The organism is Mesorhizobium sp. M0633 (assembly GCF_040320645.1).
Taxonomy (GTDB): domain Bacteria; phylum Pseudomonadota; class Alphaproteobacteria; order Rhizobiales; family Rhizobiaceae; genus Mesorhizobium.
The window spans coordinates 1-18,053 of the sequence record NZ_JAMYQC010000006.1; the positions used below are offsets into that span (position 1 = coordinate 1).

Here is an 18,053-nt window from a genome sequence, read left to right on the forward strand (position 1 = left end):
CCCCCCCCCCCCCGGGGGGGGGGGCCGGGCCCCGCCAGGCCAGAGGGGGGCGCCGTAGGGCGCTGCGTTGACGATTGCCACCATCAATCGCCCTCGTCCTCATAGCCGACGAGATGCAGCGGCCGAGCCGCAATGCCTTCGAGTTCGCACCAGCGCACCAGAGCCTCCTCGCGGCCATGCGTTACCCAGATTTCTTCGGCGCCGGTCTCCTTGATCGTGGCGGTCAACTCGTCCCAGTCGGAGTGATCGGAGATGATCAGCGGCAGCTCGACGCCGCCCTGCTTGGCGCGCTGGCGGATGCGCATCCAGCCTGAGGCGAAGCACGACATCGGATCGGGAAAACGCCGCGCCCAGCGATCGGCGAAGGCGGATGGCGGGCCGACGACGATGGCGCCGGCAAAGTCGCTTTTTTGGCCGGTCTCGACGGTCGCCGGTTCCAATGTGCCGAGATCGACATTCTGGCTCTGGTAATACTCGCTGAGCTTGGCCAGCGCGCCGTGGATGTAGATCGGCTTTTCGTAGCCGGCATCGCGCAGCAGCCGCATGACGCGCTGCGCCTTGCCGAGCGCATAGGCGCCGACCAGATGCGTTCGCTCGGGAAACTGCTCGGTCGATTTCAGCAGCCGGGCGATCTCTTCGGAATCGGGCGGATGCCGAAACACCGGCAGGCCGAACGTCGCCTCGGTGATGAAGACGTCACACTTGAGCGGCTCGAACGGCTCGCAGGTCGCGTCCTTCTGGCGCTTATAGTCGCCGGACGCGACGATGCATGTGCCCTGATGCGCGACCTTGATCTGGGTCGAGCCAAGCACATGACCAGCCGGGTGAAAGCTGACGGCCACACCGCCAAGCGCAATCGTTTCGCCGAGCACGGCGGCTTGCGTCGTTCCGGCAAAACTGTCGCCGTAGCGCAGCCCCATGATGTCGAGCGTCTGCTGCGTCGCCATCACCGAGCGGTGGCCGGAGCGGGCATGGTCGGAATGGCCATGTGTAATCAGCGCCCGGTTGACCGGCCGCACCGGGTCGATGAAGAAATCGCCGGGCGGGCAATACAGCCCTTCCGGCCGGGGATGAAGCAGGTCGCTGGCGCGCATGGCCCCAAGATAGGCGCTAATTCCGGCGCGGGAAGCCTGTTGTAAGTCACTGCTGACTCCAGCATAGAGCGCAAGCCGGCTGCAAACACCCGGCGGAACTCGACCACGATGAAACCGCTCCAGACCTCGTCCGGCGATTTGACCGCCGACCGCCGCGCCGACTATGCCGAAATGCTCTATGCATCCGGCGATCATGCGGCAGCGGCGGAATTGCTGCTCGGCGCGCTCGAACTGGCGCCGCAATGGCCAGCCGGCTGGTTCCGCCTCGGCGAGATGCAGGAAGCGGCAGGCGCGCCCGATCGTGCCGCGCAGGCCTGGACGACGGCACTGCGGCTCGACCCGGCGGACAGGCTCGGCGCGGTGCTCAAGCTGCAATTGATCGGCAGGGCAGCGGCGGCCCCGGCGCCGCCCAGCGCCTTTGTCGAGACGCTTTACGACCACTATGCCGGGAGCTTCGAGGGTGAGCTGGTCGACAGGCTCGGGTATCGTCTGCCCGAATGCCTCGACCGCGCCATCCAGGCAGCACGGCCGGGCCGGTTTTCGCTGGCGCTCGATCTCGGCTGCGGCACCGGCCTCATGGGCCAGAGGCTGCGGCCGATCGCCGATCGGCTGGAGGGCTACGACATCTCGACCGGCATGCTGAGGCAGGCGCGCGCCAAAGGCGTCTACGATCTGCTCGTCAAGACGGACCTGCAGGATTTTTGCTATTCTGGCCCGAAAGCCGATCTGGTGACGGCGGCCGATGTGTTCATCTATGTCGGCGCACTCGAAAAGGTGGTGAAAAAGATTGCCGGAATGCTTGCCGGCGGCGGTCTGTTTGCGTTCTCCGTCGAGACGCTCCTTGGCGGCCACTCGTCTGGCAGCGGCGATTTCGCCTTGCTGCCGTCCCGCCGCTACGCGCATTCCCAAAGCTATGTAGAGCGGGTTCTGGACGCCAACGGCTTTTCGGTCCTGTCGCTGCAGGCAACAATCATCCGGCAGGATCGCCGCCAACCGGTCGAAGGGCTGGCCGTAGTGGCAAGCTTGCTTTCCGGCAGCGTAAAATCTGGCTAAGACTCCTGCCGCTGCGCATGAGAAGCCGCAGCTGCGAACGACAAGGAGCACGTTCATGCGCTGGAACATGATGGTCTTGGCGTCTTGCCTGGCGATGGCCGGCTGCGTCGGCAATTCGATGTCCGAACGGCAGGACGAAAACGTCCAGTCCTCGCTGCTATATGACAATGTGCCTTGCGATCAATTGCTGGCGCAACGAAACGGCCTGGCGCAGCAATATCATTTGCCGGTGGACGCCAAGCCGTCCTTCTCCAACCCGGCGACGGGCTTTGGCCCGTTCACGCCGGACATGCGCTCGAAAGCCAAACGCGACGCCGACCAGGCAAGCGGCAAGATCGACGCCATGAACCGGTCGATCAGCCGGCGCGAATGCGGCAAGCCGGCCAAGCAGAACAAGCTCGGCCTGACCTGACCGGATCCTAATCCGCTACCTTCCATTGCTCGCGCGAGGCGCTGGCGGGATAGACGCCGAGAATGCGCATTTCGCGCGAGAAGAAGGCGAGCTCGTCGAGTGCCAGCTTCACCAGCGGATCGTCGGGATGGCCCTCTATGTCGGCGTAGAACAGCGTCGCTGTAAACGCGCCGAGCTGGTAGCTTTCCAGCTTGGTCATGTTGATGCCGTTGGTGGCAAACCCGCCCATCGCCTTGTAGAGCGCTGCCGGCACGTTGCGGACGCGGAAGATGAAGGTCGTCATCATCCTGGCGTCGGCCGAGGGACGTTCGGCCCATTGCTTGTTCTTGGTCAGCACGACGAAGCGGGTGACGTTGCTGTCGGTGTCCTCGACATTCTCCTCGATGATGTCGAGTCCGTAGAGGGTCGAGGCCAGCGCCGGCGCCAGCGCAGCCATGGTGCGGTCCTTCATTGCGGCGACCATCTTGGCGGCGCCCGCGGTGTCGCCGGCCACCGTCGCCTTCCAGCCGTTCTTGCGGATGTATTTGCGGCATTGCCCGAGCGCGTGGATGTGGCTGTGCACGGTCCTGATCTCGTCGCGCCTGACGCCGCGCAGCACCATCAGCTGGAAGTGGATCGGCAGAAAGTATTCGCCGATGATGTGCAGCTTCGATTCCGGCAAGAGGTGATGGATGTCGGCGACGCGGCCGGCAATGGTGTTCTCGATCGGGATCATGGCCAGATCGGCCTTGCCGGTCTCGACCGCGTTGAAGGCGTCCTCGAAGGTCGGGCACGGCAACGGCTCCATCGACGGGAACATGTTGCGGCAGGCGGTGTCGGAATTGGCGCCCGGCTCGCCCTGGAAGGATATTTTGTTGGTCTTTTCAGCCATGCGCAGAGTCTCGGGAATTGGGGGAAGAATTTCTTAGTTGGAAAGGAGCGCCCTGGCGCGTTCGAGATCGTCCGGCGTATCGACGCCAAGCGGCACCGACTGCACGATCTCCGCATCGATGCGCATGCCGGCCTCCAGCGCCCGCAATTGCTCCAGCCGCTCGCGGCGCTCCAGCGGCGACGGCCTCAGCGCAACGAAGCGCTCGAGTGCGGCGCGCCGATAGGCATAGAGGCCGATATGATGGTAGAGCGGGCCTTCGCCCCAGGGTGCGGTGGCGCGGGTGAAATAGAGCGCCCTGAGCCGCGTCGTCGAGAGTGGCGAGCCGACTAGCTTGACGACATTCGGATTGGTCTTTTCCTCGTCGCGGACGATCTCGACGCAGAGCGTGGCGATATCGACCGCTTTGTTCTCGAAAGGCTTCAGCGCGGCGCCGATAACAAGGGGGTCGATGGTCGGCAGATCGCCCTGCACATTGACGATCGTCTCGACGCTGTTGCCAGGATCGAGAATGGTCAGCGCTTCGAAGATGCGGTCGGAACCGGTTTCGTGGTCCGCCCGCGTCATCACCGCCTCGAAACCATGCGCGCGCACCGCCTCCGCAACGCCTTGCGTATCGGTGGCGACGACGACCCGGCCGAGCCCCGCCTCGGCAGCACGGCGGGCGACGTGGACGATCATCGGAGTGCCGGCAATGTCGGCCAGCGGCTTGCCCGGCAGGCGCGTCGAGGCCATGCGGGCCGGGATCAGGATGAGGGTGGACATGAGGCGGGCAGGGGCTCGAAAAAGAGGAGGACAAAAGTGGCAAAAGGTCTCACTGGCAGCGCCCTTATAGGTGTTGCAACGCCGGAGCAAAAGACCTAGTTTCCGCGCGATTTGACCGCCTCGCAGGGTGGTTCACGATACCGACGGACGGAGTGGACGGATCGGTCCGCCGGAAAAGGGAGCCTGGGGCGTATGGATTCCAACGAAGTCAACAAGCTGCTCGCCGGTCTCCTCGGAACCGTGTTCATCGTCTTTTCCATTGGCATCGTGTCCGACGCGCTGTTTGCCTCGCCGGCGCCGGAAAAGCCCGGCTTCGCCATCGAGGCGACCGAGCCCGCCGAAGGCGGCCCGGCCGCTCCCGCCGCGGCCGTGAAGCCGATTGCCGAGCTGCTGACCACTGCCAACGCCGAAGCGGGCGCCGCCATCTTCAAGAAATGCCAAGCTTGCCACTCCGGCGAAAAGGGTGGCCCCAACAAGGTCGGCCCCGATCTCTGGGACATCATCGACCGTCCGGTCGCCGAGCATGAGGGCTTTGCCTATTCGGCCGGCATGAAGGAGTTCTCCAAGGGCGGCAGCGAGAAGTGGACCTACGACAATCTCAACCACTTCATCACCTCGCCGAAGAAGTTCGTGAAGGGCACCGCGATGGGCTTCGCCGGCCTGCCCAAGGATGAGGACCGCGCCAACGTCATCGCCTATCTGCGCACGCTGTCGGACAATCCGAAGCCGCTGCCGGCGCCCGGCGCCTCGGCCGAAAATGAGCCCGCCAAGCCGCCCGAAGGTGCGGCCCCTGCCAAGCCGGCAGAAGGCGCGGCGCCAGCCGCCCCGGCGGCACCCGCAAAATAACAAAACTGTAATGACATTATCCTTGAAAAAGCCGGGTTCAGCCCGGCTTTTTCGTTAGGAAAAATGCATATGCGACGACAAAGCCGCTCGGTTGCGGTTTTCAGCGCCGCCAAATGATCTAGATTGGGCCCAGACGCTATGGTGACGGCGCTATATCGCGAAGAGGAGAACGCATGACGGTTGGCCGAGCGCGGACGCTTCTGAAATCGGTGCTGATGCTGGCTGCTTTTGCCGGCGGCCTGCAGGCGGCCTTCGCGGACGAATGGCGCACGACCTCGTCGCTGATCGGCGAATCCAAATACGGCGATAATTTCCAGCACTACGATTACGTCAATCCGGATGCGCCGAAGGGCGGCACAGTGAACTCAGTGGTGCTCGGCACGTTCGACAGCTTCAACCCCTATATCGTGCAGGGTTCGCCGGCCGCCGGCTTCGCGCAGTTCGGCGGCGGCCTGCTCTACGACACGTTGATGGAGCAGGCGACCGACGAGGGCAGCACCAGCCATCCGCTGATCGCCGACGCCTACAAATATCCGGCCGACTATTCCTCGGCGACCTACCGGCTCGATCCGCGGGCGAAATGGCATGACGGCCAGCCGATCACCACCGAGGACGTGATCTGGTCGTTCCAGGTGCTGAAGGCCAACAGCCCGATGTACAGCCGCTATTTCGAAAACGTCACCGACTCCGTCGCGGTGTCCGACCGCGAGGTCGAATTCCACTTCAGCCAGAAGGGCAACCGGGAGCTACCGAAGATCATCGGCGATCTCGTTGTGCTGCCCAAGCACTGGTGGGAAGGCACCGACGCCAACGGCAAGAAGCGCGACGTCACAAAGCCGACGCAGGAGCCGCCGCTCGGCTCCGCCGCCTACAAGATCGCCAGCTTCAAGCCTGGCTCCGAAATCATCTGGCAGCGCGTGCCCGATTACTGGGCGGCCAAGCTGCCCGTAAAAATCGGCCGCGAGAATTTCGACAGGCAGCGTTTCACCTATTTTCTCGACGACAATGCCGCCTGGCAGGCCTTTACCAAGGGCGGGCTGGACGACATCAAGCCGGAGAACAGTTCGAGGCGCTGGAACACGGCCTATAATTTCCCGGCAGTTCAGGCCGGCGACGTCATCAAAAAGGAATTCAAGACCGCGTCGCCCGAACCGATGCAGGCCTTCATGCTCAACACCAGGCGCCCGCTGTTCCAGGATCGCCTGGTGCGCGCCGCGCTGATGTATCCGTTCGATTTCGAGACGATGAACCGGACCCTGTTCTTCGGTTCCAACACCCGCACCAGCAGCTATTTCCAGGGCACCGAACTGGCGTCGAGTGGCCTGCCGCAGGGCAAGGAACTCGAAATCCTCGAGCAGTACCGTGACAAGCTGCCGCCTGAAGTCTTTACCCAGGAATTCAAGCTGCAGGTCTACGACAACCCGCAGGCTGAGCGCAAATACCTGAAGACCGCGGTCGATCTGTTCGCCAAGGCAGGCTGGATCATCAAGGGCGGCAAGATGGTCAACGCCAAGACCGGCGAACCGTTCAAATTCGAGATCCTCGGCTGGAACGACACCGACCAGGTCATCGCCAGCCCGTATATCGCCAATCTGCGCAAAATCGGCGTCGACGCAACGCTGCGCCTGATCGACCAAACCCAGTATATCAACCGAGTCACCCACTTCGACTTTGACGTGGTCACTTCGATACTCGGGCAGTCGGACTCTCCCGGCAATGAACAGCGCGATTTCTGGAGTTCCAAGGCCGCCGATTCGCCGGGATCGCGCAATTACGCCGGCATCAAGAATCCGGTCGTCGATGCGCTGGTCGACCGCATCATCTTTGCCACCGACCGCGACGATCTGGTTGCCGCCACCCATGCGCTCGACCGGGTGCTGCTGTGGAACTACTATGTCGTGCCGCAATATTACCGCGCCGTGGTTTGGCTGGCCTACTGGAACAAGTTCGGTATGCCGGAGAAACAGCCCGCCTATAGCGGCGTCGACCAGAATTCCTGGTGGATCGACCCGGACAAGGAAAAAGCGCTGGCCGCCAAATACAAGAGTGGCAATTGATGGCTGCGCTGCCCCGTCGCGATTTCCTCGCCCTTGGCGGTGCGGCCGCCGCTGCAGCGCTGCTGCCCGGCCGGGCTTTCGCCGCCATCCCGACCGGCGTGAAACTGCACGGGCTGTCTGCCTTCGGCGATCTCAAATATCCTCCGGATTTCACGCATTTCGACTATGTCAATCCAGACGCTCCCAAGGGCGGCCGGATGAATTTCGGCCCGCCGAACTCCACCCTCAATCAGAGCTTTCTGACTTTCAACACGTTGAACTCGCTGGTGTTGAAGGGGGATTCGCCGCCGCGCACCGAGCTCTGTTTCGATTCGCTGATGGCAAGGGCGCTCGATGAGCCGGATGCGGTCTACGGCGTGCTTGCCGAATTCGTTACCTTGTCGCAGGACCGCAACGGCTTCCGCTTCAGCCTGCGGCCACAAGCGCGCTTCCATGACGGCTCGCCGCTGACGGCTGAGGACGTTGCCTTCGCCTTGAACCTCTACAAAGACCGGGGACACCCGAACCTTTCCCAAGCGCTGCGGCATATGACGGATGCGGTCGCAATCGATCCGCTTACTGTCAGCCTTACCTTCAACGGCAAACAGTCGGCGCAGAATATCCTCGCGATCGCCGTAATGCCGATCGTGTCCAAAGCCTTCTATACGGCCAATGATTTCGACGCCTCGACGATGACCCCGCCGCTCAGCTCCGGGCCGTACAAGATGGGACGGGTCGTGGCCGGGCAGACTATCGAATATGAACGCGTCGCCGATTATTGGGGGCGCGATCTCGCCGTGAACCGCGGGCTTAATAATTTCGACCGTATCCGTATCGATTTCTACCTTGATCGCCAGGCAGCGTTTGAAGCGTTCAAGAAAGGCGATACGCATTTTCGCGAGGAGTTCACCGCGCGCGTATGGGCGACCGGCTACGACTTTCCAGCGCTGAAGGATGGCAGGGTCGTCAAACGCGAATTTCCCGGCGAGAAATCGCCCGACATGCAGGCTGTCGCGCTGAACCAGCGCCGGCCGCAATTCCGCGATGTGCGCGTGAGACAGGCGATCGCCTATTGCTTCGATTTCGAATGGACCAAGCGGGTACTGTTTTTCGGCTCCTACGAGCGCTCGCAATCGAACTTCGAACGATCGGACTACAAGGCCGAGGGCCCGCCCTCGCCCCAGGAATTGAAACTGCTGGAGCCGTTTCGAGCCGAGTTGCCGCCGGAAACCTTCGGCGAACCGGTGGTGCAACCCGTCTCGGACGGTTCCGGTCACGACCGTAAGGTGCTGCGCGAAGCTTCGAGACTGCTTGCCGAAGCCGGCTGGAAGCGAGCGGGCAATTTCGTCGTCAATGAGAAGGGCGAGCGACTGCGGGTGGAAATGCTGGCCGAGGACGAGGGTCTCGTTCGCATTTTCGCGCCGTGGTCCGAGAATATGAAGGCGATTGGCATCGACGCTTCGATCCGGCAGGTCGATTCGACGCAATTTGAAGCGCGGCAAAGCAACTACGATTTCGATTTCAACATGCTACATTGGTTGATCGGGGCGACGCCTACTGCCGACGGCCTGGAAATCCTCTACAATTCCCGGATGGCGAAAACGCCGGGGATGCGCAACTATCCGGGTACGGAAAGCAAAGCCATCGACGCGCTGATCGAGGCAGCCGGCAAGGCGCAGAGCCGGATCGAACTCGTCACCGCGCTCAACGCGCTCGATCGGGTCTTGCGCGCGCGGCTAGACTGGATTCCAACATATCATCTGGCGAATCACCGGGCTGCCTTCTGGGATATGTTCGGCTTTCCCGCTCAAAAGCCGGATTACGACTTTCCGGTCGAGACGCTGTGGTGGTTCGACAAAGACAAGGCGGCAAAAATTGGCAAAGCCTGAGATTTTCGCACAAGCGAGGCAGAGAGCCTGATGGGCGCCTATATACTGCGCCGTATCCTGCTGATGATCCCGACCCTGTTCGGCATCATGGCGGTGTCGTTCGCCGTCATCCAGTTCGCGCCGGGCGGGCCGGTCGAGCAGGTCATCGCCAGGCTGACCAACCAGGGCGGCAGCGATCGCCTCGGCGGCGGCGGCGGTGATGCTGGCGGCGCCAATTTCGACGTCGCCCGCGACGGCGGCTCGAAATACCGCGGCGCGCAAGGGCTCGACCCGGAATTCATCAAGAAGCTGGAGAAGCAGTTCGGTTTCGACAAGCCGCCGCTCGAGCGCTTCGGCATGATGCTGTGGAACTATCTCCGCTTCGATTTCGGCGACAGCTATTTCCGCGACATATCGGTGCTCGACCTGATCCTGGAAAAGATGCCGGTGTCGATCTCGATCGGGCTGTGGATCACGCTTTTGTCCTATCTGATCTCGATCCCGCTCGGCATCCGCAAGGCGGTCAAGGACGGCTCCACCTTCGACGTCTGGACCAGCGGCGTCGTCATCGTCGGCTACGCCATTCCCGGGTTTCTGTTCGGCATATTGCTGATGGTGCTGTTTGCCGGCGGCTCGTTCTGGGACTGGTTTCCGCTGCGCGGCATCACCTCCGACAATTGGGACCAGCTGTCGTGGCCGGCGCGGATCGTCGACTATTTCTGGCATATGACCTTGCCGCTGACCGCGCTGGTATTGTCGGCCTTCGCCACGACGACGCTTTTGACCAAGAATTCCTTCCTCGAGGAAATCCGCAAGCAATATGTGGTCACAGCCCGCGCCAAGGGCCTGTCGGAGCGGCAGGTGCTTTATGGCCACGTCTTCCGCAACGCCATGCTGATCGTCATCGCCGGTTTTCCCGGTGCTTTCATCTCGGCCTTCTTCACCGGCTCGCTGCTGATCGAGAACATATTTTCGCTCGACGGCCTCGGCCTGCTCGGCTTCAACTCGGTGGTGCAGCGCGACTATCCGGTGGTGTTCGCCACTCTCTTCATCTTCTCGCTGCTTGGCCTGTTCGTCGGGCTTTTGTCCGATCTGATCTATACCTGGGTCGATCCACGCATCGATTTCGAGCGGAGAGACGTCTGATGGCGCAGGCCACAGCCGAAACGGCGCCGGCACGGATCGCGCGGCCCTTTCTGTCGCCGCTCAACCAGCGGCGCCTGCAGAACTTCAAGTCCAACCGGCGCGGCTACTGGTCGTTGTGGATATTCCTGTTCCTGTTCGTGCTGTCGCTGGTTTCGGAATTGGTCGCCAACGACAAGCCGATCATCGCCTCCTACAAGGGCGAGATCCTGTTTCCGGTCCTGGTCGCTTATCCCGAGGAGAAGTTCGGCGGCTTCTATGCGGTCACCGACTACCGCGACCCGGTGATCCAGGACGAGATCAACGCCAATGGCTGGATGGTCTGGCCGCCGGTGCGCTACTCCTACCAGACCGTCAACAACGCTATTCCCGAAGCAGCACCGACCAAGCCGTCCTGGCTCTACGACAAGAAGACGCGCTGCAACCAGTATCCGAAAGGCGAGGCAGACCCCAATTGCAACGTCGGCAACTGGAACTGGCTGGGCACCGACGACCAGGCCCGCGACGTGCTGGCGCGCGTCATCTACGGCTTCAGGATATCGGTGCTGTTCGGCCTGATCCTGACCGCCGGCTCGGCGCTGATCGGCGTGGCGGCCGGCGCTCTGCAGGGCTATTTCGGCGGCTGGACCGACCTCCTGTTCCAGCGTTTCATCGAGATCTGGTCGGCGATCCCGGTGCTGTATCTGCTCTTGATCGTCGCCGCCATCCTGCCGCCCGGCTTCTTCATCCTGCTCGGATTGATGCTGCTGTTCTCCTGGGTGGCACTGGTCGGCGTGGTGCGGGCCGAGTTCCTGCGCGCCCGCAATTTCGAATATGTCAACGCGGCGCGCGCGCTCGGCGTATCCAATGTCACCATTATGTTCCGGCATCTGCTGCCCAACGCCATGGTGGCGACGCTGACCTTCCTGCCCTTCCTGCTCAGCGGCTCGATTTCGACGCTGACCTCGCTCGACTATCTCGGCTTCGGCCTGCCGCCCGGCGCCGCCTCGCTGGGTGAGTTGCTGAAGCAGGCACAGCGCAATCTCAACGCGCCCTGGCTCGGCATTTCCGGCTTCGTCGTCATCTCGCTGATGCTGTCGCTGCTGGTCTTCGTCGGCGAGGCCACCCGCGACGCCTTCGATCCGCGCAAGACGTTCAGATGAGCGACACCCCGCTGCTCTCGGTCCAGGATCTCAGCGTCGCCTTCACGCAAGGCGGCGACCAGTCGATCGCCGTCGACCATATTTCCTTCGACCTCGCCAGGGGCGAGACGGTGGCGCTGGTCGGCGAATCCGGCTCCGGCAAGTCGGTCACCGCGCTGTCGGTTCTGAAGCTGCTGCCCTATCCGACCGCCAGCCACCCGTCGGGAAAGATCCTGTTCCTCGGCGCCGACCTGCTTGCCGCCGACGAGAGAGACCTGCGCCACGTGCGCGGCAACAAGATCACCATGATCTTCCAGGAGCCGATGACCTCGCTCAACCCGCTGCACACGATAGAGCAGCAGATCGTCGAGGTATTGAAGCTGCATCAGGGCCTGGGCGATCGCAAAGCCAAGGCGCGCACGCTGGAACTTCTGCACGAGGTCGGCATCCGCGAACCGGAAAAACGGCTCGACGCCTATCCGCACCAGCTTTCCGGCGGCCAGCGCCAGCGCGTCATGATCGCCATGGCGCTGGCCAACGAGCCTGAACTTTTGATCGCCGACGAGCCGACGACGGCGCTCGACGTCACCGTCCAGGCGCAGATCCTCGAGCTGCTCGCCGGCCTGAAAAGCCGCAAGAACATGTCGATGCTGTTCATCACCCACGATCTCGGCATCGTCAGGAAGATCGCCGACCGGGTCTGCGTGATGACCAAGGGCAAGATCGTCGAGACCGGCCCGACCAAGGAGATATTCGCCAATCCGCAGCACGCCTACACGCGGCATCTGCTTGCCGCCGAGCCGAAAGGCAAGCCGCCGGCGGCCAACCAGACCGCCAAGCCGGTGATGGTCGGCAAGGACGTCAAGGTCTGGTTTCCGATCAAGAAGGGCTTCTTCCGGCGCACCGTCGACAATGTGAAGGCGGTCGACGGCATTGACGTCACCGTGCGGGCCGGCCAGACGCTTGGCGTCGTCGGCGAATCCGGCTCAGGCAAGACGACGCTCGGCCTGGCGCTGGCCAGGATGATCTCGTCGACCGGAAACATCCAGTTCGACGGACGCGGCATCGATCAGCTGTCCTTCAACGAAATGCGGCCGTTGCGGCGCGAGTTGCAGATCGTCTTCCAGGATCCGTTCGGTTCGCTCAGTCCGCGCATGTCGGTCGCCGAGATCATCGAGGAAGGGTTGAAGATCCATGAGCCGAAGCTGTCTCCTGATGCGCGCGACGAGCGTATCGTCGACGTGCTCGGGGAAGTCGGCCTCGATCCGGCGACGCGCAACCGCTATCCGCACGAATTCTCCGGCGGCCAGCGCCAGCGCGTCGCCATCGCGCGCGCCATGGTGCTCAACCCGCGTTTCGTCATGCTGGACGAGCCGACCTCGGCGCTCGACATGAGCGTGCAGGCGCAGGTCGTCGACCTCTTACGCAGCCTGCAGGCCAAGCACGACCTCGCCTACCTCTTCATCAGCCACGATCTGAGGGTCATCCGCGCGCTCGCCAACGAAGTCATCGTCATGCGCAACGGCAGGATCGTCGAGGCCGGTCCTTCCGAACAGATTTTCGGCAACCCGCGGACCGACTATACAAAGGCGTTGATCTCGGCCGCCTTCAAGATCGAAACGGCGCCGGTCGGCATCGTCAGCGAGTAGATTTTCGCCAGAGATCATGCACAAAATCAAAACGCTGCCGCGCCTTGCGCGTCGGGACGCGAACGCTATTGGTAAAAAGGGAAAAACAATCCGCAATGGAAAAAGGCCGCATCCTGCTTGCCCTCACCGGTATTCATCCGCTGCGCTGGCGCGAACTGCTGTCGGCGGAGCGCGAGGTGGTGCTCGAGCCGAATGGCGCCGGCGATCCCTCGATTACCTATGCTGTGGTGTGGAAACAGCGGCCGAACCTGTTGTCGTCGCTGCCCAATCTGCGCGCCATCTTCTCGATCGGCGCCGGCGTCGACCACATCTTCGCCGATCCCACCTTGCCCGACGTACCGGTCGTCAAGGTGGTGGCCGACAACCTGACCCAGTACATGACCGAATATGTCGTCTGGCGGGTGCTCGACCACCATCGCCAAGGCATGCTCTACCGCGCCCAGCAGCAGAAGAAGATCTGGCATGAACCGCAGCAGCGGCCGGCCAGCGACATCTCGGTCGGCATTATGGGGCTCGGCACGCTTGGCCGCGCGGCGGCATCGGTGCTGTTGTCGCTCGGCTTTCCCGTCAATGGCTGGTCGCGCAGCGATCGGCCGATGCAAGGTGTCTCGACTTACGCGGGCGAGGCCGGCCTGATCCCGTTCCTAAACGCCACCGACATCCTGGTGGTGCTGCTGCCGCTGACGCCACAGACGCACGGTATCATCAACCACGGCGTGCTGAAGGAGCTGCGGAAGCGCAACGGCCTCGGCGGCTCAGTGCTGATCAATGCCGGGCGCGGCAGGCTGCAGAAGGACGCCGACATTTTGCGCGCGCTGGACGACGGCACGCTGAAGGAAGCCAGCCTCGACGTTTTCGAGGTCGAGCCGCTCCCGAAGACCAGCCCGCTATGGAGCCACCCCAAAGTGTTCGTGACGCCGCACGCGGCGGCAACCTCCGATCCGGTCCACCTGGCGCCGATCATGCTGCGTCAGATGGATGCTTTCGAGCGCGGCGAAGCGCTGGAAAATGTGGTGGATCGCGACGCCGGGTATTAATTTTTTAGAGCGCCGCTTTCCAGTCTCAGCCCCAGCCGAGCGGCACGTAGTCGATCTCCATAAACGCCTCGACTTCCGGGATCCAGCGGTCGCGGACGAAGGCGACGTGGTCGGGATGGTCGTTGTAGCCGGAATAGGCCCGCTGATCGGCGAACTCCATCGAGAAGCCGAAGCGGTAGTCGTTCTTGGGACTGACCTGCCGCAACTGCTCGAAATGCGTGACGCCCTTTATCGCCGTGAGAATCCTCTCGGCGTCGGCGAGGAACCGTTTTTCCTCGAGCGAATGCGGCGGGTGTTTCAGCGTGAACACGACGGTGTGACGGATCATTTTTTGCTCCTGCGATGTCTTCGTGTCACGCGCTGTCGGCCCAGGCGCGGATCAGGTTATAGGCGATCGCCCCCTTCGGCGGTGTCACTAGGCCGCCCGGATGCTCGCGGGCCAGCATCGAGAGCACCTCGTCGCGAAAGAACCAGCGGCAATCTTCCAGCTCGTTGAGGTCGGGCTGGATATCGTCGTTGAGCGGTTCGCCGAAGCAGCCGATCATCAGCGAATAGGGAAACGGCCAGGGCTGGCTGGCGTGGTAGACGACGCGGCCGAGCCGGATGCCGGCTTCCTCCAGCGTTTCGCGGCGCACCGCCGCCTCGATCGTCTCGCCCGGCTCGATGAAACCGGCGAGCGCCGAATACATGCCGGGCCCGAAATGCCGGCCGCGGCCGAGCAGGCATTTTTCGCGTGTTGCCGTCAGCATGATCGCCACCGGGTCGGTGCGCGGAAAGTGCTCCGTACCGCAGGCCGGGCAATGCCGCTTGTAACCGCCCGCCCGCATCTCGGCTTCGGTGCCGCATTTGCTGCAGAAGCGATGGCTGGCATGCCAGGCGAGCAGCGCCGCCCCTTGCGCCAGCGCGCCGGCCGCCGCTTCGTCGATCAGCCCCTGCATATATACCGAGCGATAGTCGATCGCCTTGATCGTCTCGGGAAGCTGCTCGGGCTCGACCCCGGCCGGCACCGCCAGCACCGGGCCGCTTTCGGAAAAACCGAGCAGGACGCCGTTTTCGAGCGATGCTTCGAGCGGCCGGCATTCGGCCACCCCGAACCAGGGGTCGAATGCGCCTTGCGCAAGCTTCAAATAGAGCCGGCCGCCACGCATCAGCAAAAGCCGCGCCGAGGGATCGGCGAGTGCCTTTTCGATGGAATCGTCGGCGCGGTTTTCGGACTGCCGGTCGATAATGTTGCCGGCGAAGCCGACGAACTGGCTCGGCTCGCGCAAGGGCGCGTCAAACAGGCGAAAGCTCATGCAGACTCGGGAAGGTTCAAGGTGGACACGGGAGAGGCTTATAGCGCTGCCTTGATCTTTTCCGCAAACTTGCGAAGGTCGGAGCGCTGATAGGGCTCGCGCAGGCCGTGCCCCCACACCGGGCCGGGCCAGCCGGGATCGCCTTCCGAGCGCGCAATGACGTGTACATGCAACTGGCGCACGATGTTGCCGAGTGCGCCGGTGTTGATCTTGGTGCAGCCGGTCACCCGCTTCAGCGCCAGCGCCACCATGTTGGTCTCGAAGGTCAGCATCGCCTGGTCCAGCGGCGTCATGTCGTGGATTTCCTCGATGCCCGGCCGCTGGGGCACCAGCAGCAGCCATGGCCAGCGGCGGTCGTTCATGACGCGCAATTCGCACAGGCCGAGCCACATCAGCTGTTCGCTGTCGGCTTCCAACTGGGCGTCAAGCGTGAATCCGGCCTTGAGGCCCGGCAGCATCGGCGTTTCCCTCACTTTTTGACGTTTTTTGAACTCCATCGACGCTAGAGCGGCTTCCGAAGGGCCGCAAGGGGCAGCAAGCAACATTGGCCGCCGCGGCGCTGATTGTGCGCGAAGAAGTGAGGGTCCGGGCAAATTGCATCAGGTTGGCGCTGCCCCGCCGAGGTCGCGGCCACATTTTGTTCTTGCTTTGTGCCGGCAGCTATGCTACTAATTTCGCTATGGTGATTATTCGCACCAACGACCCGCCCGCCGAGGCGGGTTTTTGGTTTCAGCTTTCGCCGTCGCTCAAGGCCCCTATCATCCGCACTTGCATTTCATCGCCGGATTGCCGATATGGAGGCTGGGAGGTTGGTGGTGGACGGTCCACTCGCCAACCGGGTCAGGTCCGGAAGGAAGCAGCCCTAACGAGCCCGGAACGGGTCATTGTTCCAGCCTCCCGCCTCTTCGCCTTTTGCCCTGACATTGACGGCGCCAAGCCGTGCGGCGAAACTATGCGCAGGAATCGGCCGCCTCCAGTGGCAGCCCTTGGAGCTTAACGGGCGAATGAGCGAAGCCGGAAACGAGGCCGGGAAATTGGACAAGCCTGCCGCCTACCGCGTGCTGGCGCGCAAATACCGACCGTCGAATTTCTCCGAACTGATCGGCCAGGAGCCGATGGTCCGCACGTTGACCAATGCCTTTGCCACCGGCCGCATCGCCCAGGCCTGGATGCTGACCGGCGTGCGTGGCGTCGGCAAGACGACGACCGCGCGCATACTCGCGCGGGCCCTGAACTACAAAACATCGACCGTCGACCAGCCGTCCGTCGACCTTGCCGTGCTCGGCGAGCATTGCCAGGCGATCATGGAAGGCCGCCATGTCGACGTCATCGAGATGGACGCCGCCTCGCATACCGGCATCGACGACATCAGGGACATCATCGAGCGTGTGCGCTACGCCCCGGTGTCGGCGCGCTACAAGGTCTACATCATCGACGAAGTGCACATGCTTTCCAACCAGGCCTTCAACGGCCTGCTGAAGACGCTGGAAGAGCCGCCGCCGCACGTCAAGTTCATCTTCGCCACCACCGAAATCCGCAAGGTGCCGATCACCGTCCTGTCGCGCTGCCAACGTTTCGACCTCAGGCGCATCGATGCGGCAATGATCAAGGCCGACCTTGCCAGGATAGCCGGTCTGGAGGGCATCGAAGTCGAAGACGATGCGCTGGCGATGATCGCGCGCGCGGCCGAAGGCTCGATGCGCGATGCGCAGTCGATCCTCGACCAGGCGATCGCCCATGGCGGCGGCGCGGTCAGCGCCGAAGCGGTGCGCGCCATGCTCGGCCTTGCCGACCGTGCCCGCATCGTTGACCTGTTCGAACATGTCATGAAGGGCGACGTCGCCGCCGCACTTGCCGAATTCCGTGCCCAGTACGATACCGGTGCCGATCCTGCCGCGGTGCTGACCGACCTTGCCGAGTTCAACCATCTGGTCACCCGTCTGCGTTTCGTGCCGGCTGCCATCGACGACGCCTCGCTGTCCGAGGACGAGCGTCGGCGCGGCGCCGATTTCGCCAGCACGCTGTCGGTCAAGGTGCTGTCGCGGACGTGGCAGATGCTCTTGAAAGGTATTCCCGAGGTGCAGACCTCCAACCGCCCGGTCAGCGCCGCCGAGATGGTGCTGATCCGGCTGGCCCATGCCGCCGACCTGCCGACGCTGGACGAGGCGCTGAAATCGCTGGAGAACGGCGTTTCGCTGCCAGGCGCCGCGCCGCGCGTGAATGGCGCGCCGGCAAGCCCCGGCCCCGCAAACCATGCGCCTGCAAGCGGTGGTGCCGGTGCCGTGGCGCAGGCGCGGATGCCGACGGCCAATGGCGGCGCCCAGACAATGCGCCTGGTCGAGACGATGCGCCTGGTCGAGGCCGAGCCCGTGCCGACCAACTTCGTTGCTCCGCCGGAGCCGGCGGTCGAGGCGCCGCCGGTGCCGGTGAAATCGCTGGCCGACATTGTCGCCCTTGCCGACGCCCAGCGCGACATGGCCTTCAAGGTGCTGGTGAAGCGTTGCGTGCGCCTGGTGCGCATCGAGCCCGGTCGTATCGACGTCAGCCTGACCGACGATGCGCCGAAGATGTTGCTCAATGATTTGACCGCCAAGCTGCGCGCCTGGACGGGCCGCAACTGGCTGGTGTCGCTGTCGAAGGACGAGGGCGGCCAGACCTTGGCCGAGCTGGAATCGACAAAGCGCGAAAACGCCTTCCTCGATGCCAAGAGCGACCCGACGGTCGCCGCCATCCTGGCGCGCTTTCCCGGCGCCAAGATCATCGACGTGCGCATTCCCGACGCGCCGGAAGCCGACGAGGCCGAAGTGCCGGTCGAGCCGCCGGCCGACGACGACGAAACCTGAAACAACCAGCACCAACTGCAAAG

Annotated in this window: 16 protein-coding genes and 1 other RNA gene; 11 read left to right on the plus strand and 6 right to left on the minus strand. The window is 63.3% G+C overall.

The window, feature by feature from the left end; translation table 11 throughout:
- Nucleotides 1–83: 83 nt before the first annotated feature.
- Complete coding sequence (locus tag NKI47_RS07800) at nucleotides 84–1,094, minus strand: ligase-associated DNA damage response exonuclease (protein WP_352588975.1); 1,011 nt, start codon at nucleotides 1,092–1,094, stop codon at nucleotides 84–86.
- A 108-nt stretch (nucleotides 1,095–1,202) separates the two neighbouring features.
- Between NKI47_RS07800 and NKI47_RS07805 the strand changes: the two genes are divergently transcribed.
- On the plus strand, nucleotides 1,203–2,147 hold the full coding sequence (locus NKI47_RS07805; RefSeq protein ID WP_352588978.1) for a class I SAM-dependent methyltransferase: 945 nt from the start codon (nucleotides 1,203–1,205) through the stop codon (nucleotides 2,145–2,147).
- 55 nt (nucleotides 2,148–2,202) lie between these two features.
- Nucleotides 2,203–2,559 carry a hypothetical protein gene (locus NKI47_RS07810; RefSeq protein ID WP_352588981.1) on the plus strand — a complete coding sequence of 119 codons (357 nt, stop codon included), beginning with the start codon at nucleotides 2,203–2,205 and terminating at the stop codon, nucleotides 2,557–2,559.
- 7 nt (nucleotides 2,560–2,566) lie between these two features.
- On the opposite strand, the gene NKI47_RS07815 is transcribed toward NKI47_RS07810, so the two are convergent.
- Both NKI47_RS07815 and NKI47_RS07820 read right to left on the minus strand, forming a co-directional pair.
- On the minus strand, nucleotides 2,567–3,430 hold the full coding sequence (locus NKI47_RS07815; protein WP_352588984.1) for a prephenate dehydratase: 864 nt from the start codon (nucleotides 3,428–3,430) through the stop codon (nucleotides 2,567–2,569).
- A gap of 33 nt (nucleotides 3,431–3,463) precedes the next feature.
- Entirely contained in the window at nucleotides 3,464–4,192 is a 729-nt protein-coding gene (locus tag NKI47_RS07820; protein ID WP_352588986.1) for a 3-deoxy-manno-octulosonate cytidylyltransferase, read from the minus strand.
- Nucleotides 4,193–4,384: 192 nt separating this feature from the next.
- On the opposite strand from NKI47_RS07820, the gene NKI47_RS07825 reads away from it, so the two are divergent.
- From NKI47_RS07825 to NKI47_RS07855, 7 genes are all read left to right on the plus strand, one after another.
- Nucleotides 4,385–5,038 (plus strand): c-type cytochrome, encoded by a 654-nt coding sequence (locus NKI47_RS07825; RefSeq protein WP_352588989.1) that lies wholly within the window; start codon nucleotides 4,385–4,387, stop codon nucleotides 5,036–5,038.
- 173 nt (nucleotides 5,039–5,211) lie between these two features.
- Nucleotides 5,212–7,095 (plus strand): extracellular solute-binding protein, encoded by a 1,884-nt coding sequence (locus tag NKI47_RS07830; RefSeq protein ID WP_352588992.1) that lies wholly within the window; start codon nucleotides 5,212–5,214, stop codon nucleotides 7,093–7,095.
- Nucleotides 7,095–8,963 (plus strand): extracellular solute-binding protein, encoded by a 1,869-nt coding sequence (locus NKI47_RS07835; protein ID WP_352577505.1) that lies wholly within the window; start codon nucleotides 7,095–7,097, stop codon nucleotides 8,961–8,963. The genes NKI47_RS07830 and NKI47_RS07835 overlap by 1 nt, the downstream gene beginning before the upstream one ends.
- A gap of 30 nt (nucleotides 8,964–8,993) precedes the next feature.
- Nucleotides 8,994–10,088 (plus strand): microcin C ABC transporter permease YejB, encoded by a 1,095-nt coding sequence (locus NKI47_RS07840; protein WP_352588995.1) that lies wholly within the window; start codon nucleotides 8,994–8,996, stop codon nucleotides 10,086–10,088.
- On the plus strand, nucleotides 10,088–11,227 hold the full coding sequence (locus NKI47_RS07845) for an ABC transporter permease (protein ID WP_352570302.1): 1,140 nt from the start codon (nucleotides 10,088–10,090) through the stop codon (nucleotides 11,225–11,227). Before NKI47_RS07840 ends, NKI47_RS07845 begins: the two co-directional genes overlap by 1 nt.
- Nucleotides 11,224–12,855, plus strand: a complete 1,632-nt coding sequence (locus NKI47_RS07850; RefSeq protein ID WP_352588998.1) for an ABC transporter ATP-binding protein — start codon at nucleotides 11,224–11,226, stop codon at nucleotides 12,853–12,855. The genes NKI47_RS07845 and NKI47_RS07850 overlap by 4 nt, the downstream gene beginning before the upstream one ends.
- 95 nt (nucleotides 12,856–12,950) lie before the next feature.
- Nucleotides 12,951–13,892 (plus strand): 2-hydroxyacid dehydrogenase, encoded by a 942-nt coding sequence (locus NKI47_RS07855; protein WP_352455091.1) that lies wholly within the window; start codon nucleotides 12,951–12,953, stop codon nucleotides 13,890–13,892.
- Between the two features lie 25 nt (nucleotides 13,893–13,917).
- Here the strand turns inward: NKI47_RS07855 and NKI47_RS07860 are convergent, their stop codons facing one another.
- Genes NKI47_RS07860 through NKI47_RS07870 form a run of 3 tightly spaced genes read right to left on the minus strand, consistent with a single transcriptional unit; the run spans nucleotide 13,918 to nucleotide 15,645 of the window.
- Nucleotides 13,918–14,220 carry a Dabb family protein gene (locus NKI47_RS07860; protein WP_352589001.1) on the minus strand — a complete coding sequence of 101 codons (303 nt, stop codon included), beginning with the start codon at nucleotides 14,218–14,220 and terminating at the stop codon, nucleotides 13,918–13,920.
- A 25-nt stretch (nucleotides 14,221–14,245) separates the two neighbouring features.
- On the minus strand, nucleotides 14,246–15,187 hold the full coding sequence (gene nudC / locus NKI47_RS07865; protein WP_352589004.1) for an NAD(+) diphosphatase: 942 nt from the start codon (nucleotides 15,185–15,187) through the stop codon (nucleotides 14,246–14,248).
- A gap of 38 nt (nucleotides 15,188–15,225) precedes the next feature.
- On the minus strand, nucleotides 15,226–15,645 hold the full coding sequence (locus tag NKI47_RS07870) for an HIT family protein (protein WP_023676868.1): 420 nt from the start codon (nucleotides 15,643–15,645) through the stop codon (nucleotides 15,226–15,228).
- Between the two features lie 346 nt (nucleotides 15,646–15,991).
- Here NKI47_RS07870 and ffs point away from each other — a divergent pair.
- Together ffs and NKI47_RS07880 are read left to right on the plus strand one after the other, a co-directional pair.
- An RNA gene (gene ffs / locus NKI47_RS07875) (signal recognition particle sRNA small type) lies at nucleotides 15,992–16,088 on the plus strand.
- A 103-nt stretch (nucleotides 16,089–16,191) separates the two neighbouring features.
- Nucleotides 16,192–18,030 (plus strand): DNA polymerase III subunit gamma/tau, encoded by a 1,839-nt coding sequence (locus NKI47_RS07880; protein WP_352589007.1) that lies wholly within the window; start codon nucleotides 16,192–16,194, stop codon nucleotides 18,028–18,030.
- Nucleotides 18,031–18,053 lie beyond the last annotated feature (23 nt).